Consider the following 16,091-nt stretch of genomic DNA (forward strand, 5'->3'; position numbering starts at 1 on the left):
CGTTAGAGCCGGCAAAGATATAAAATCTTTTAGTACGCAAGTGCGTAATAATCAGTAATCTTTCTTGCCCTTTTTTATCGGAAGTGGATTTTTATGTATTTCCACGCTTATTCCTTTATTTCTCACCAAGTCACAAGCTAAGTAAACCGCCTCTCTAAAAGAAGATTCAGAGGCTTCTCCCTTTCCTGCAATGTCAAAACCTGTTCCGTGGTCCGGGCTGGTGCGAATAACATTTAGCCCGGCTGTATAATTTACCCCTTGCCCAAAAGACATAGACTTAAAAGGTATCAGACCTTGATCGTGATACATCGCCAAAATAGCATCATAATGCTTATGCTTGTTGCTCCCAAAAAAACTATCTGCAGGAAACGGCCCAAAAGCCATCACCCCTTTATCAAAAGCTGCCTGAATAGCCGGGGAAACAATTTTCTCATCTTCATCACCAATCACGCCTCCATCACCAGCATGAGGATTTAGCGCAAGCACAGCAATCTTTCCCTTCTTTTTATGAAAATCATAATTGAGGCTTCGGCTTAGCTCCACCAATTTATTGGTCAACATTTCCGTATTGATAGTTCCGGTAACCTTTGCAAGCGGAATATGAACAGTTGCCAAAGCCATGCGCATCTCTTCGCTCACCATCATCATGGTGCTCTTTCCTTCAAAATTACTTTCAAGAAAATCTGTGTGACCGGTAAACTTAAATTCCTCGCTTTGTATGCTGTTTTTGTGAATTGGAGCTGTTACAATAGCATCAATCTTTCCGTCTTTGAAAGCTTCAACAGCGGCTTGCAAAGATTTTAAGGCAAACTTACCCACCTCCTTATTTTCCTTTCCAAATTCAAGATTTACCTCGTCATTCCAGCAATTTAGCAAATTAGCTTTACGATCTGATATCTGACCAAAGTCATTACAAATATGGAAATTGAAATGATCCATATTTAACGCCTTGCGGTGATAAGACGCCACTTTAGAAGAAGCAAAAACCACAGGTGTGCACAAATCCATCATGTCTCCATTGCTGAAGGTTTTCATGATAATTTCCATACCAATGCCATTCAGGTCTCCACAACTAATGCCTATTATCGGCTTTCTCGATTCGCTCATTATGCCATAGATTTTACAAAATCAAACAACATTCTCACACCAACTCCGGTTCCTCCTTGCAAACGGTAGCTATCATCACTACCCAAAAACGCAGGACCGGCAATATCTAAATGTATCCATGGATAATCAGTAAAACGCTCCAGGAACTTTCCAGCCGTAATCGCCCCGCCTTCGCGACCACCAATATTTTTCACATCGGCAATAGTAGATTTTAACAAGTCATTGTATTCATCCCAAAAAGGAAACTGAGCAATACGCTCGTACACTTCTTTACCAGAATTATCCAAACGATTCATTGCTTCTTGACCTGCCGTTCCCATGGCCACAACTCCAAATTTGCCAATCGCCACAGCTGCCGCTCCGGTAAGTGTGGCTAAATCAATTACCAATGCTGGGTTCAACTTTTTGGCGTAAGCCAGTGCGTCTGCCAAAATCATTCTTCCTTCGGCATCGGTATTCAACACCTCAACGGTACTGCCATCATACATAGTAATCACATCGCCTGGCACGTAAGCAATTTCGCCAGGTCGATTGTCCGTTGCTGGAATAAGTCCAATAACTTTTACAGGAAGTTTTGCTTCGGCAATAGCAGACATTGCACCGATTACCGCTGCGGCTCCACCCATATCACTCTTCATACTATCCATAGACCCAGCAGTTGGCTTAAGGCTCAAACCACCTGTATCGTATACCACACCTTTACCAACAAGAACTAATGGCTTTTCGTTAGTGGCGTTTTCTGGGGTGTACTCCAAAATAGAAAAAGTAGGAGGGTCAATACTTCCGCGATTTACAGCAAGAAGCCCACCCATCTTAAGGGTTTCGATTTTCTTCTTGTTCATCACCTCTACTTTGAAGCCTTTCTCTTTTCCGAGTTTAGAAGCCTCTTCAGCTAACTGAACTGCCGTTAAATAACTTAAAGGCTCGTTTACTAGATTTCGAGCAGCGTACACACCATTAGTTGTGGCCTGTAACTCAGTTACTCTTTCATCACTAATTCCGTGTAGTATAATTTCTTCTAAACCGTGATGGCGCTTTTCTTTATCAGAAAAGTATTTTAGAAACTGGTAAGCTCCCAAAGCCAATCCCTCCGCCAGATAGTATGCGTTTTCATTTGCCGAAAGGCTAGAAACCGAAACCACTTTTGTTTTTTGCGAAGCCAACATTTTGAAGCACTTCACACCTTCCATTCTTAATTTTTCCTGAAACTGTTCTTTAGCAAGCTTTTTGCTTGATACTTTTACCAAATAAAGAAATGCAGGAAATCTGTTGATTCTTGAAATATTTCGAGCTTCGTCTTTAGCTGAATCTTCAACATAAGCTAATTCGCTCTTGGAAAGGTTCAAAGATTCTAGTTCCTTTATTTCAGAATATATGTAGACTGAGCTTTCTGTAGCTTCTGCGCTCTTGGCTGCTCTAATGTTCATCTAAGTATTTTATTAAATTTGATAGCAAAAGTATTATTATTTCAGGCAACCACTAACCAGAGTGCAACTCCTTTAAAATATGCTTGTTTAAATAGAGTTATAAAGCTAGGCGAAAACAATTATGCTAGCGCTCTCAAGAAATTTTCATGAAGAAACACCTACTTATATATTTCCTTCTACTTTTTAGTCTAAAGGGATTTGCCACTCACAACCGTGCTGGTGAAATCACCTATGAGTCTCTAGGAAACAATCAGTACAAAATCACAATTGCTACCTATACCAAGGATTCAGCTCCTGCTGACCGTTGCAAGCTTGAAATAAACTGGGGAGATGGCACCAGTTCGATTTTAAGCAGAGTAAATGGAGTAATTGATAACAGCCAAGGGGACTGTAATGGAACAAGGAGAGGTGAGATAGTAGGCAATGACGTAAGAAAAAACCTTTATACAGGAACACACGCCTACCCTAACGCTGGAACCTATATTCTTTCTTTTGAAGATATGAACAGAAACTCTGGGATTTCAAATATCCCTCAATCTGTAAACAAACCTTTTTACGTTCAGTCTGAATTAAAAGTTGCCCCAGGGGTTGGCCCCAATAGCTCCCCCGTTCTTACCAATCCTCCAATTGATGACGGATGTCTCAACAGGCGTTTTGAACATAACCCTGGCGCCTATGATGCGGATGGAGATCTATTAACATACTCACTGGTTCTTTGCCGGGAATCTGGAGGCGCTACCATCCCTACAACCTATGACCCCAATATTGTTCAAGCACCAGTAACCATCGACTCACTAAACGGTGATTTGATTTGGGACAAACCACAAAATATTGGACAGTACAATTTTGCCATTCAAATTACCGAGTGGAGACAAACAGGCAATGGAGGTTATCGTCAAATAGGCTATGTGGTAAGAGATTTGCAAGTAGACATAAAGAGTTGCAACAACAACCCTCCAGTTATTCAACCCGTTGGACCGTTTTGTGTAGAAGCCGGTCAAAACCTAAACTTTAACATCACTGCAATTGACCCTGACTCTGGCCCCGCATTGCCACCAGCAACAGGAACCGCTTATGATGAAGTTACAATGACTGCCTTTGGTGGACCTTTTGAAGTGATTTTTCCTGCTGACTCTGTTTATGCCAGAGGGTTACAAAATGTTACCGCCACTTTTAATTGGGATGCCAAATGTGAGCATGTTCGAAAGCTTCCTTACCAAGTTACCTTTAAAGCCGAGGATGACCCAAGTGCAAGGGCTACTAATGAAACCAAGTTAGTAGATTTATACACTACCGAAATTCAAGTCGTAGCTCCAGCTCCTAAAAACCCGCAAGCAACGGGAATAAAAGATGCTATTGACCTAAGCTGGGATAAAAGCTTTTGTACGGACGCCAGTGGTTACAAAATTTATAGGCGAGAAGGAACTTATGGCTTTGTTCCCGATCCTTGTGAAACGGGCGTTCCCGCTTATACTGGCTATAAATTTCATGGCGAGACACCGCATGTGGACTCTCTCAACTTTAGAGATACTACTGACTTACTAAATGGTGTACAGTATTGCTACATGGTGATAGCCTATTTTGCTGATAGCTCAGAAAGCTATGCATCAGTAGAGTTCTGCTCATCCAAACAAGTAGAATCACCCCTAATCACCAATGTCGACATTCTAAATACAGACACTCAAAATGGTGGGATAGATATTAAATGGATTGCACCACCAACCATTGACAGCAATACTTATCCCCCTCCCTACAGCTATAAACTTTATCGGGCAGACGAGATTGACGGAGTGAATTTTGTGGAAGTAGGAAACTTTCCCACCATTACAGATACATTTTATAATGACCCCACACTGAACACACAGGATCGTGGTTACAACTATAAAGTAGAATTTTACTCTGGCTCACCTGCGGTTTTGGCTTCCACTTCCGACCCTGCTTCTTCGGTGTTTCTTGAGGTGCAACCCAGCGATGAATCCAACATCCTTCGCTTCCGACATTTCACCCCTTGGCAAAATGACACTTTTGTGGTATTTCGTGAAAACCCAACGGGCAGTGCAGTTTTTGACAGCCTAGACCTTTCCTTTAGCAATACATATATTGATACTGGCTTGGTAAATGGTGACAACTATTGCTATAAAGCTTTGGCCATAGGACAATACACGGCACCAAACACCCCAGGTAATTTGCTAAACAACTCACAAATTGCCTGTGGCTCTCCATTAGATACTAATGCTCCTTGCCCTCCCATCGCACAAGCTGACACTATAAATTGTGAAGAGGATGAACTGCGGTTATCCTGGAGCCTAAGCACAGATTCTGGATGTGTGAATGACATCACCTATTTTAATGTGTATTATAAACCCTCCAGAGATGGAGACTTCCCTGCACAGCCGATGTTTTCAAATATCACCAACTTTTATCTGGATATTTCCAATCAATCTGTAGCTGGATGCTATGCCATCACTGCTGTAGATGATGCCGGAAGCGACCCCAATGGTCAGCCTAACGAAAGTATGATTAGCAATGTGATTTGTGTAGAAGCGTGTCCGCTAATTGATTTTCCAAATGTATTTACACCTAACGGAGATGGTAACAATGACTTTTTCACCGCCATTAATTATAAAGATGTAGCTGAACTAAATATTCAAGTGTTTAACCGCTGGGGAACTATGGTATATGAAAGCGACAGCCCAATAGACTTTTTTGAAAATGGCTGGGATGGTTCAGATATAAATACTGGCCAGCCTTGCTCTGATGGGGTGTATTATTATGTTGCCCATTATACTCCCACAGCAATTACAGAAGTACAAGAGCAAGTTGACAAGGGCTTTGTACATTTGTTCCGAAATTAATTCCACCCCATGTTCACAGGTATTATTGAAGGCTTAGGCACGCTTCAGCACATTGAAGACGAAGGCACAAATCGTCACTTTAAATTTTCCAGCCCTTTTACGAGTGAGCTCAAAATTGACCAAAGCTTAGCTCATAATGGCGTTTGCCTTACTGTGGTTTCTATTGATGGAAGTAACTATGTGGTAACGGCTATTAAAGAAACATTGGATCGCACCAATTTGGGTCAACTAAAACAAGGAGATATTGTAAACCTTGAAAGATGCATGATTGCCAATGGCCGCTTGGATGGACACATTGTACAAGGCCATGTGGATCAAACTGGGGTTTGCGAAAAAATAGAAGAAGTAGATGGTAGCTGGAAATTCTTTATTCGTTACAATCCAAAAGTCGATAATGTGACTGTAGAAAAAGGCTCTATTTGCATAAATGGCGTTAGCCTTACTGTAGTAGATTCCGAAAAGGATATGTTCTCAGTGGCAATTATTCCTTACACCTATGAGCACACTACTTTTAGAAATTTAGAAGTGGGCAAAACGGTAAATCTGGAGTTTGACATTATTGGCAAGTACGTTGCCCGAATGATGGCCTTACGCCAGTAAGAAGGCTTGTCTTAAACTTTCAGCATCCAACCCACAGTCTTTCAAAAGTTCGGTGCGGCTTCCATGCTCAATAAATTTATCGGGTAAGCTTAGGCTTAAAAATTTTGTCCCTAGATGTTCATTTTTATGTAAAATAGAACCCACCGTATCGCCCAATCCTCCTCTAGGGCTGTTTTCTTCAACGGTGATTAGCACCTCATAATTCGAAGCAAGCTCATGAATAAAGGATTCATCCAAAGGTTTTAATTGGCGAATGTCATAATGGGCATAGGCCAATTCATCCAAACCTTTTTCCACCTCCTCTCCTACTGAGCCAAAGCTCAAAACAACTTTTCCCTCTCCTGTTTTCAAGCACTTCGGTTTTGGAGCAAAGCTTTTGCTTAAAGCTCCATCATAATTTGTATTGGCTTTTGGGTAACGAATAAACCACACTCCATGATTCGCAACAGCATAATTCAACATGGCTTTCAAATCATCACCATTTCTAGGCGCCAAAATATTTACACCTGGAAGAGTGTTTAAAAACCCCACATCGAAGGTACCGTGGTGCGTAGCACCATCTTCACCCACCAATCCAGCTCTATCCAAACAGAAAACCATGTGAAGGTTTTGGAGGGCTACATCATGAATTATTTGGTCATAACCTCTTTGAGCAAAAGTTGAATATAAATGTACCAACGGAACAGAGCCTGCTGCAGCCATTCCCGCGGCCATAGTCACCGCATGTTGCTCAGCAATGCCTACATCAAAAGTCCTTTCTGGGAACTGCTTTTGAAAAGCACCAAAACCGCCACCAGAAAGCATGGCCGGGCTTACCACTACCAATTTTTCATTTTGAGCTCCGAGCTCGCAAATTGTATTGCCAAGCACCGTCTGAAAAGTAGTTTCCGGCTTGCCGCCAATAGAAGCTGGTTTCTCAGCCTTGGGAAACTGCTTTGAAGTAGTTACCCTAATGCATCTAGGCCCATTAACTCCAAGTGCTGAGTTTAAAGATTCCACTACCTCTTTAACATCCAAGCCATTTACAGAGCCAAGAAAATTTACACCGAGAGATTCAAAATACTGCTTGTAATTTTTGGAAACAGAAAGGGCTCCCTTATTATCGTCAATTGACTGATTGTTGTCGTTCAGAACAATCAGAACATCCAAATTTCTTTCACCAATGTAATTTAGAGCTTCAAAACTCATCCCGCCCGTAAGAGCACCATCACCAATTACCGCTACACGATTTCGCTTTAACTTATTTAAAATATCAGCCTCGGCAAATCCGGCCACAGCCGAAATTGAAGTAGACGAGTGCCCCGCACCGAATGGATCATATTGGCTTTCGGTACGCTTAGTAAAACCCGAAACACCACCTTTTAACCTATTAGTATGGAACTGGTTTTTACGCCCTGTTAGTACTTTATGAATGTAGGCTTGATGCCCAACATCCCAAACTAAAATATCATTTGGAGTATTTAGAGTATAATGCAGAGCCACGCTCAATTCTGTTACTCCTAAACTAGCGTTTATATGCCCTTCCTTACGCTGTGTGGTTTGGGGAACAAATGCACGTAATTCTTCACAAAGCTGTGGAAGTTCTTCCACGGCTAGGTGCTTTAAATCGGCTGGTATGTTGATTTTATCTAATAACACGAAGTGGCAAATGTACGATGGAGTTTCTTCTTAAAATGAAAAAGGGCCTCTAACGAAACGCTAGAGACCCCTTGGTCAACCAATTAACCAAACCTTAACCTAATTAACTTGCGAACTTATTAAAAAGTTCTCGACTTTTTCTGGTTAGTCGTTCAAATATTAAATACATAACAGGTACAACGACCAACGTTAAGAATGTAGCAAACACCAGGCCAAAAATAACTGTCCAGGCCATTGGGCTCCAAAATACCGCGTTATCACCTCCAAAATATATATTAGGGTCATAACTGGAAAGCATGCCTATAAAGTCAATATTAAGACCTACAGCCAGCGGTAACAGCCCTAACACTGTAGTAATGGCGGTAAGCAATACAGGGCGCAAACGAACTTTACCCGCTAACTCAATAGCAGTTCTCAAATCTTCATCCGTAAGTTCATGATTACCTGTTACCCCTTTTGCTTCTCGCTGACGAGACCTACTGAGTTCAATAAAGTCAATCAAAACTATACCGTTATTTACAACAATACCTGCCAGCGAAACGATACCAATACCTGTCATAATTACAACAAAGTCCATTTGGAAAATACCCAAGCCGAGGAACACCCCGATAGTACTAAATACCACGGTCATAATAATAATGAATGGCTTAACTAGTGAGTTAAACTGTGACACCAGGATAATGGAAATTAATGCAATAGCCATTAGCATTGCTGTACCCAAAAATGCTGAAGATTCATCTTGCTCCTGCTGGGCTCCAGTAAACTTTAGGTCATAACCTTGTGGCAACTTGAAATTCTTCAATGTAGCCTTTATCTGATTGTTTACTTCTGTTTCGTTGTACCCTTCAATAACGTTAGAATAAACTGTAATCAATCGTTCAGAATCAAGACGCTTAATGGAATTGAATGAATTATTAAACTCATAACTCGCAACAGCTGAAATTGGCACCTGAACAATTTTTCCTGTTGCTTGTGAGCGAAAAGTAACCAGTTGATTCATCAAACTCGCTACATCATAGCGGTACTCTTTTTTAAGTCGAATTTCGATTGGGTACTCATCTTCACCTTCCTTGTATTTACTTGCCTCTCTACCGTACAAAGCAGTGCGCAATACCAGTGCTATTTGCTGTGTAGAAACACCCAATCTTCTTGCTCTTTCACGATCAATCTTAATAAGCATTTCGGGCTTATTGGTTTCCAAATCAATTTGTAAACCTTCAATACCCGGAATATTGGCCGCATCCACCTCATTCTTCACATCGGACGCAATCTCAATTAGCTGATCAAACTCCTCACCGGTGATTTCAATATTAATTGGCTTACCAACAGGAGGTCCATTTTGTTCTTTCTCTACCGTAAAGGTGACACCTGGTAAGTAGCCCAGCAATTGATTAGTTACATCCTTCTGTATTTCGGTAGTCTCAATGCCATTTCTGTATTGATACTCCACAAAAGCGATTGTAATTCTAGCTTTATTAGGAGTGGACTGACCACCACCTCCAAAGTCATTTTGACTAGCTGTTTCGGCTCCTACGTTAGTCACCACCGATTCAATCACTTCTCCGTAAGGCTCAAGGATTTCATCCAACTTAGACTCAACTATGCGCGTAACGCTATCAGTAGCCTGCACATCTGTACCCAACGGCACCTCTACATATACATTTATAAAGTTTGGCTCATTTACTGGAAAGAACACAACCTTTGGATTACTACCAAAATAAAACATGATAGAAACTACCATTAACACAAATGTGCCAATCAAAATCACAATTGGCCTAATACCATCCAACGCCCATTTTAGTGTACGAGCATATAGGTTTTCCAGCTTTACTAATGCCCCTGTTTGAAACTTTACCGCTAAAGGCTCTAATACGTAAGCGAAGATTAATATCAGCGCAGCAATGATCAACATCAAATTCCCAAATACAAAGACACCGGCAAGAATAAATAACGCTCCTAAGCCTCCAAAAATGGCTGCTGAGATTAATGCTCGCTTGTAATTCGGCTTTTTCTTTAAGTCTTGTTTTTTAATAAAAGTAGCCGTGATTACCGGGTTAATTACCAAAGCCACAAAAAGTGAAGAGGCCAGAACAATGATCAAGGTTTTGGGCAAGAAACCCATAAACTCACCAATAATGCTATCCCAAAATAGTAATGGAAAAAATGCCGCCAGCGTAGTAGCCGTACTACTGATAATAGGTACGGCAATCTCGCCTACCCCTTGTCTTGAGGCTTCAAATTTGGACAGACCTTCCTCTTCATAGAGTCGGTAAATATTTTCAATGGTTACAATTCCATTATCCACCAGCATACCCAAGGCAAGTATTAGCCCAAATAACACCATGAAATTCAGGGTAATACCAAGGGCACTTAGCACAAGGAAACAGATGAACATTGAAAACGGTATAGACAAACCAACAAAGATTGCGTTTCTCAATCCGAGGAAAAATAAAAGAACAAGAATCACCAGGATTACTCCACTAATAATGGAATTTTCCAGGTTGCTAATCTGATTTCGAGTTTGCACGGACTGATCATTTGTCGTTGTAATACGAAGTCCTTTTGGCAACATTCCATTCTTTTTTGACTCCTGCAGAATCTCTGTAATCTTATCAGTGGCGTTTAATAAGTTCTCGCCACTCTTCTTAATTACATTCAGAGAAACCACCTGCTCACCCCCAAGACGCGCAAAACTTTCCACTTCTTTGTAGGTAAACAATACATCAGCTACATCCTTTAAGTACACAATGTTATTATTCTCGTGCTTTACAATGATGTTTTTAATCTGATTCATATCCTGAAACTCCGCGTCAGTACGAATACTTCTACGCGTATTTCCCAGTAAAATATCACCTGCCCCAATGTTCACGTTTTCACTGGCAATGGCATTTTCTATATCAGTAAAGCTAATTTGGTTTGCCTTAAGCAAAGGTAAATCCACATTTATCTGAACCTCCTTTTCCTTATCGCCTGTGATGGTTGCCTCTGAAATTTCAGGTAATTCCTCAATTTCGTCCTGCAGATCTTCCGCAAAATCCACCAACTGATCGATAGAATAATCCCCCGAAAGATTGATATTCAAAATAGGGATCCGGGAAAGGTCAATATCCATTACCAGTGGCTCTTGATCCAAGTCTGTAGGCAAGTCTGTCCTTGCGCGATCTACCGCATCTTTCACATCCTGAAGCGCCTTTTCGGTATCCACATCAATATTAAATTCCACATTAATGATGGACACGTCTTGTACGGATTCAGAATTCAAATCCTTGATACCATCCACACCCTTAATTTCTTTTTCAAGAGGTCGGGTTATAAGGTTTTCAATATCGGCTGGGGTGTTTCCAGCATAAGGTGTTTGCACATAAATTAGTGGAAACACAATTTCGGGAAACGACTCTTTGGGCATGGTACGATAGGAGTACAATCCAAAGAGAAGTAGTAGTGCCGAAAGAATAAATACACTTATCGAGTTATTGAGCGAAAGTGTACTTAACTTAAAATTTCTTTCTGTTTTATTTGCCATTTCTGTGCTGGTTATAAAGCTTAGTGTACGCTTACAGTTTCTCCATTATTTACCTGATTGTAACCATCAGTAATAATTTTATCACCTTCTTTAAGGCCACTCAAAATTTCAGTTTCAGGCCCTGATGACCTTCCTTTTTTAATGTACTTTTTAATAGCCTTTAGTTCGCCACCTTCATTTGAAGCTACATACACAAAGTCACCTTTAAGGTCTTTTGTAATCACCTTTGAAGGAACCACAATTGCGGTATCATTTGTGTAGTCATTAATCATAAGATTGGCCAATACATTTGGCTTAATGCGACCATCTTTATTGTCAAGATTTACCTTCACCTTAAAGCTTCTATTGTCAGGATTTATTACCTGGCTCACAAATGTCACTGGAGCAGTAAGCTCAACTCCCAAAGCAGGGATTTTCACCTTTACACTATCTCCCTTGTGCACATTAGTCATGTACTGCTCCGAAAGCTCTGCTTCAATTTCCACTTTTGCCAAGTCTACCACACGCACTATGGGAGTACCTACACTTACAAACTCACCTTCGTTTACCTGAATCACATCTACTGATCCATTTATAGGAGCTTTAATCATGGTATTATTATACTGAGTTTGTATTTGTGCATATCGACTACGAGTGCTTTCAAAGTTTGATTTTGCCTGCAAATACTCAATCTCCGAACCTATGTTTTGATCCCAAAGGTTTTTGCGTTTCTTGTAGGTAGTCTCGGCAAGTTCAAATGCAGTTTTAGCTTCAGCTAATTGATTTCCTACTGCTTCATTTTCGATCCGCACCAAGATTTGACCCTTGCTTACCTTCTGCCCTTCCTCTGCCGGAACGCTTACTATTCGCCCCCCAGCTTCCGCGCTAATCATGATATTCTCCTTAGAGGTAACAGTACCTGTAAGCTGTACATGGTGACTGAATTTTTGCTTTTTAAGCTCAGCAACTTTAATTGAAGTAGACACTTCGTTACTGGTAGTATCCATCTCACTGATTTCCTCTTTCAAGGTTTCAATTTCTGCCTGCAATGCTGCCACTTCTGACTCCTTCTCTCCAAGCAAAACACGCTTTTCTTCAAGTGAACTTGCCTCTTGGGTAGAGCATGAAACTGCTAAAACGGATATGGCAATTATTAAAAATCTTTTCATTGTGGGATAATTTACTGTGTGGGTTTTATTAAGGTTGACCAATTGCTGCGTCAAGGTTTTCTTTAGCATTTAGCAATTGCTGCAATGCCTGTAAATAATTCTGCTGTATTTCAAAATATTGATTTTCGACTTGAGTAAGATCCAAGCTACTTGAAATACCTTCCTGATATTTTATTCTGGTTTTGTCCCTTATGCGCTTACTCAACTCCACGTTTCTTTTGGTGGTATTGTAATTATCAAAAGCGTATTCATAGTCCGATTTTGCCTGCTCGTATTGCATGGTAAGCTGATTAGCCGTTTGCATTCTAGCCAAAGTTGCCTGTTCCAGATCAAGTTTTGCTTTTTGAGTTACTGCATTTCTCCTAAGGCCTGTAAACAAATCCCATTTTAGGCTAGCGCCTATTGCAGTATTGGGAATCCAATAGTGATTGAAATCAAATGTTTGATCAAAATCATTAGTGTAGTTTGACTGACCATGTCTCACGAAACCTGAAATGGTTGGTGCATATTTCCACTTTTCATTTTTTACAGAAAGCTGAGCACCACGCTCTACCGCCTGTACATATTTAAAATTGACATTAGCATCTAACTTAAATGCTGATTCCTGCACAGCCTCCTCACTTACCATTAACTCCTCCGTTTTATCAGTAAGTTCAATTTCTGTTTCTATATACCTTCCCATATTAAAGTTGAGCAGCATCTTGGCTAAAATCAATTGCCTTTCACTTCTATCCAGTGTATTTTCCAGTCCGGTAACTAACAGTTCCAACTGATCTACGTCCTGCTCCTCTACAAATCCATTATCATACAAAGCGCGAGTTTCCTTAAAGTTCTTTTGAAGACTCTCTACATTCTCTTTAATAATCTCAATTGTTTCTTCAGTTACCAAAACACCATAATACGCCTGTGCTACATCCCTTCTGATTTCAATTTCTGAACGCTGCACATCCAGTCTTGCGCCTTCCTTAACCACTTTACTAGCCTGTAAAGCCACAAAGTAAGATCCATCAAAAATTAGTTGATTAACGTTAAGGTTACCAATATTTGAATAGGTTACCCCCATTGGTAAATAAAATATATCCCCTGGAGCCATTCCTGGGAATGATTCCGATGGAATTGCTGTTTTTCCAATTTGAGCATTGTAAGTAAAATCTAAACCTGCAGAAACCTGCGGCAAACCAATAGCTCGCGTTTCATTTATGGTTCTTTTTGCTTTTTCAAACTCCAGCTCTCTATCCCTATTACTAAAAGCATGTGTCAGAGCATACTCCTGAGCCTCCTTTAGGCTAAAGGCCGTTTTATTTTCTTTCTCTTCGTCAACCTGACTCCAAGCTGTAACGCCAAAAACCATTAGCATTAAAAGTCCTAATGTTCGCATATTCTATATTGACTTATTCTTTAATTTTTGTTCCAAATATTCCAATCCTTTAGGTGTGGCCAAACCCCGAATGTGATACTCCAAAGCCTGATGCATCACAAATGGCATAGAGTGATTATCAAAAAGCTCGCGCTCCTCTTCCGGCATGGTTTCCATTTTAGCACAGTACAAAAATGAAATCACCTCTGTGCTCGCCTCAGGCCTGTATAATCCATCACGCTTTCCACTTTCAATGTTTTCCTGAATCATCATGCTTAGCATTTCATGACGTCCTTCAAACACCTCGCTAAAAGTTTCTGGGTAGTATTTCTGCAGCTGAAACTGCATACTGTGATTGTGGTTTCTCATTATACGACCAACTACGGCATCCACCTCCATTAGCTCATCAATGGCATTTGTAGTACGACTATGAATTTCTAAAAGGCTTTGCTGTATTTCGGCAAACTTATTTATGATGCTCTTATGTATAAGGTCTGCCTTGTTTTCAAAATACTTGTAAATCGTCTTTTTGGAAATGCCCAATTCCTTGGCCACATCATCCATCGTCACGCTCCTGATGCCATATTTATTAAACATCCTAAGCGCACACTCCATTATTTCTCTCTCCTGCTTTTCCATAAATCGGGCGCAAATATATACACAAATGTCTTTCGGAAACTATTGAGGCTTTAAAAGTTTCCTTGGTTTCCAAAAAACATAACTTGCTTAACATCAAGGCAGAAGAAACCCAGTCAACCCCAACCTATTCCTCTAGGTTGTTTCGATTCATCCCATCCGAATAATTAGCCATCCTAAAACCGATATTTACCTTATTGCGATTGCAGAATTTTAAGAACTTTGCGCCCTCAAAATATCAGACCACAATGGATCATATTTCAATAAAAGAACTACTTAGCAAAAAGCCGATTGGCACCACAGCAACCGTTAAAGGCTGGGTTAGAAATTTTAGAAGCAACCGTTTTATCGCTCTTAGCGATGGTAGCACTATAAAAACCCTTCAAGCAGTTGTGAATTTTGAAAACACTCCGGAAGAGGTACTGAAAAAAATCACCGTGGGTGCTTGTATAAAGGTGACTGGTGATGTGGTAAGTTCACAAGGCGCTGGGCAAGATTTAGAAATACAAGCCACGGGTGTGGCAATTCTTGGGGAAAGTAACCCTGAAGAATATCCACTTCAACCTAAAAAGCACTCGATGGAATTTTTGCGCGAAAAAGCGCATTTGCGTCCACGCACTAATACATTTGGAGCTGTATTGAGAATTCGTCACAGTTTATCTTTTGCCATTCATCAGTATTTCCATGAGCGTGGTTTTTACAATATGCACACCCCTATTATTACAGGAAGTGATGCTGAAGGAGCAGGGGAAATGTTCAACGTTTCTGCATTAGACAAAAAGAACATCCCACTTACTGAAGACGGAGAAGTAGATTTCAGCGAAGATTTTTTTGGGAAAGAAACCAATCTTACAGTTTCTGGCCAGCTCGAGGCAGAACTTGGTGCATTGGCTCTTGGAAAAGTTTACACTTTCGGACCGACTTTTAGAGCTGAAAACTCAAACACCACTCGCCATCTTGCAGAATTCTGGATGATTGAGCCTGAGGTAGCTTTTGCTGATCTTGATGACAACATGGATTTGGCCGAAGACTTTTTGCGAAAAGTGATAAAGTTTGCTCTGGACAATTGTGCTGATGATATCGAGTTTTTGAGTAAAAGGCTGGAAGATGAGGAAAAAACCAAGCCTCAGGCCGAGCGCAGCGAAATGTCATTGAAAGATCGCTTGGAGTTTGTAGCAGACAATAACTTCCGCAGAGTAAGTTATACGGAGGCAGTTGAAATTTTGAGAAACTCTAAACCTAACAAAAAGAAGAAATTTCAATATCTAATTAATGAGTGGGGGGTAGACCTTCAATCAGAGCACGAAAAGTTTTTGGTAAAACACTTTGGCTGTCCGGTTATTCTTTATGATTACCCTGCTACTATCAAAGCTTTTTACATGCGCCTCAATGATGATGAAAAGACCGTTCGTGCTATGGACATCCTTTTCCCAGGAATTGGAGAAATAGTAGGAGGCTCACAAAGAGAAGAGCGTCACGATGTCCTTCTACAAAAAATGGAGGAATTTGGCATTGACCCAAAAGAGCTTTGGTGGTACCTCGACACTCGTAAATTCGGAACCTGTGTGCACAGCGGATTCGGCCTTGGCTTTGAAAGACTCGTGCTTTTTGTAACAGGAATGACCAATATTAGAGACGTAATTCCTTTCCCAAGAACACCTGGTAACGCAGATTTTTAAAAAATACTTGCTTTTGAAGGTCGTTTTGTGAAGCTATCTTCTTACTTTTATTAACTTCGGCAACATATTTGATAGAGCGCCTTTTTTTCAAAATGAGAAAAGGCCTGTCACAAACTAAAAA

The 16,091-nt window shown here is 40.6% G+C and carries 10 protein-coding genes; 3 read left to right on the forward strand and 7 right to left on the reverse strand.

What is annotated here, in order from left to right; all coding sequences use genetic code 11:
• Positions 1-51: 51 nt before the first annotated feature.
• Positions 52-1,107: a 4-hydroxythreonine-4-phosphate dehydrogenase PdxA gene (gene pdxA / locus OWEHO_RS10835; protein WP_014202518.1), complete on the reverse strand. Its 1,056-nt coding sequence runs from the start codon at positions 1,105-1,107 to the stop codon at positions 52-54.
• Positions 1,107-2,534 carry a leucyl aminopeptidase family protein gene (locus tag OWEHO_RS10840; RefSeq protein ID WP_014202519.1) on the reverse strand — a complete coding sequence of 476 codons (1,428 nt, stop codon included), beginning with the start codon at positions 2,532-2,534 and terminating at the stop codon, positions 1,107-1,109. Before OWEHO_RS10840 ends, pdxA begins: the two co-directional genes overlap by 1 nt.
• 146 nt (positions 2,535-2,680) lie before the next feature.
• On the opposite strand from OWEHO_RS10840, the gene OWEHO_RS10845 reads away from it, so the two are divergent.
• Both OWEHO_RS10845 and OWEHO_RS10850 read left to right on the forward strand, forming a co-directional pair.
• A complete protein-coding gene (locus OWEHO_RS10845) occupies positions 2,681-5,389 on the forward strand; it encodes a T9SS C-terminal target domain-containing protein (RefSeq protein ID WP_014202520.1) in 2,709 nt (902 codons plus the stop codon).
• A gap of 9 nt (positions 5,390-5,398) precedes the next feature.
• Positions 5,399-5,989: a riboflavin synthase gene (locus OWEHO_RS10850; protein ID WP_014202521.1), complete on the forward strand. Its 591-nt coding sequence runs from the start codon at positions 5,399-5,401 to the stop codon at positions 5,987-5,989.
• Here OWEHO_RS10850 and OWEHO_RS10855 read toward each other — a convergent pair.
• The 5 genes from OWEHO_RS10855 to OWEHO_RS10875 all read right to left on the reverse strand — a co-directional run bounded on the left by OWEHO_RS10855 (position 5,978) and on the right by OWEHO_RS10875 (position 14,294).
• Complete coding sequence (locus OWEHO_RS10855; protein WP_014202522.1) at positions 5,978-7,627, reverse strand: 1-deoxy-D-xylulose-5-phosphate synthase; 1,650 nt, start codon at positions 7,625-7,627, stop codon at positions 5,978-5,980. The genes OWEHO_RS10850 and OWEHO_RS10855 overlap by 12 nt on opposite strands.
• Before the next feature lie 103 nt (positions 7,628-7,730).
• A complete protein-coding gene (locus OWEHO_RS10860; protein ID WP_014202523.1) occupies positions 7,731-11,150 on the reverse strand; it encodes an efflux RND transporter permease subunit in 3,420 nt (1,139 codons plus the stop codon).
• A gap of 20 nt (positions 11,151-11,170) precedes the next feature.
• Positions 11,171-12,298, reverse strand: a complete 1,128-nt coding sequence (locus tag OWEHO_RS10865) for an efflux RND transporter periplasmic adaptor subunit (protein WP_014202524.1) — start codon at positions 12,296-12,298, stop codon at positions 11,171-11,173.
• Positions 12,299-12,326: 28 nt separating this feature from the next.
• Complete coding sequence (locus OWEHO_RS10870) at positions 12,327-13,676, reverse strand: TolC family protein (protein ID WP_014202525.1); 1,350 nt, start codon at positions 13,674-13,676, stop codon at positions 12,327-12,329.
• Positions 13,677-13,679: 3 nt separating this feature from the next.
• Entirely contained in the window at positions 13,680-14,294 is a 615-nt protein-coding gene (locus OWEHO_RS10875; protein ID WP_014202526.1) for a TetR/AcrR family transcriptional regulator, read from the reverse strand.
• Positions 14,295-14,539: 245 nt separating this feature from the next.
• Here OWEHO_RS10875 and asnS point away from each other — a divergent pair, with 245 nt between their 5' ends.
• On the forward strand, positions 14,540-15,970 hold the full coding sequence (gene asnS / locus OWEHO_RS10880; RefSeq protein WP_014202527.1) for an asparagine--tRNA ligase: 1,431 nt from the start codon (positions 14,540-14,542) through the stop codon (positions 15,968-15,970).
• The last annotated feature ends 121 nt before the right edge of the window (positions 15,971-16,091 follow it).

Origin of the sequence: Owenweeksia hongkongensis DSM 17368 (assembly GCF_000236705.1) — a bacterium.
Classification (GTDB): domain Bacteria; phylum Bacteroidota; class Bacteroidia; order Flavobacteriales; family Schleiferiaceae; genus Owenweeksia; species Owenweeksia hongkongensis.

Excerpts from the sequence above, each read along its gene's own strand:
- OWEHO_RS10870 (WP_014202525.1), bottom strand. The coding sequence starts at position 13,676 with ATGCGAACATTAGGACTTTTAATGCTAATGGTTTTTGGCGTTACAGCT.
- OWEHO_RS10860 (WP_014202523.1), bottom strand. The coding sequence starts at position 11,150 with ATGGCAAATAAAACAGAAAGAAATTTTAAGTTAAGTACACTTTCGCTC.
- OWEHO_RS10850 (WP_014202521.1), top strand. The coding sequence starts at position 5,399 with ATGTTCACAGGTATTATTGAAGGCTTAGGCACGCTTCAGCACATTGAA.
- OWEHO_RS10865 (WP_014202524.1), bottom strand. The coding sequence starts at position 12,298 with ATGAAAAGATTTTTAATAATTGCCATATCCGTTTTAGCAGTTTCATGC.
- OWEHO_RS10845 (WP_014202520.1), top strand. The coding sequence starts at position 2,681 with ATGAAGAAACACCTACTTATATATTTCCTTCTACTTTTTAGTCTAAAG.
- asnS (WP_014202527.1), top strand. The coding sequence starts at position 14,540 with ATGGATCATATTTCAATAAAAGAACTACTTAGCAAAAAGCCGATTGGC.
- pdxA (WP_014202518.1), bottom strand. The coding sequence starts at position 1,107 with ATGAGCGAATCGAGAAAGCCGATAATAGGCATTAGTTGTGGAGACCTG.
- OWEHO_RS10840 (WP_014202519.1), bottom strand. The coding sequence starts at position 2,534 with ATGAACATTAGAGCAGCCAAGAGCGCAGAAGCTACAGAAAGCTCAGTC.
- OWEHO_RS10875 (WP_014202526.1), bottom strand. The coding sequence starts at position 14,294 with ATGGAAAAGCAGGAGAGAGAAATAATGGAGTGTGCGCTTAGGATGTTT.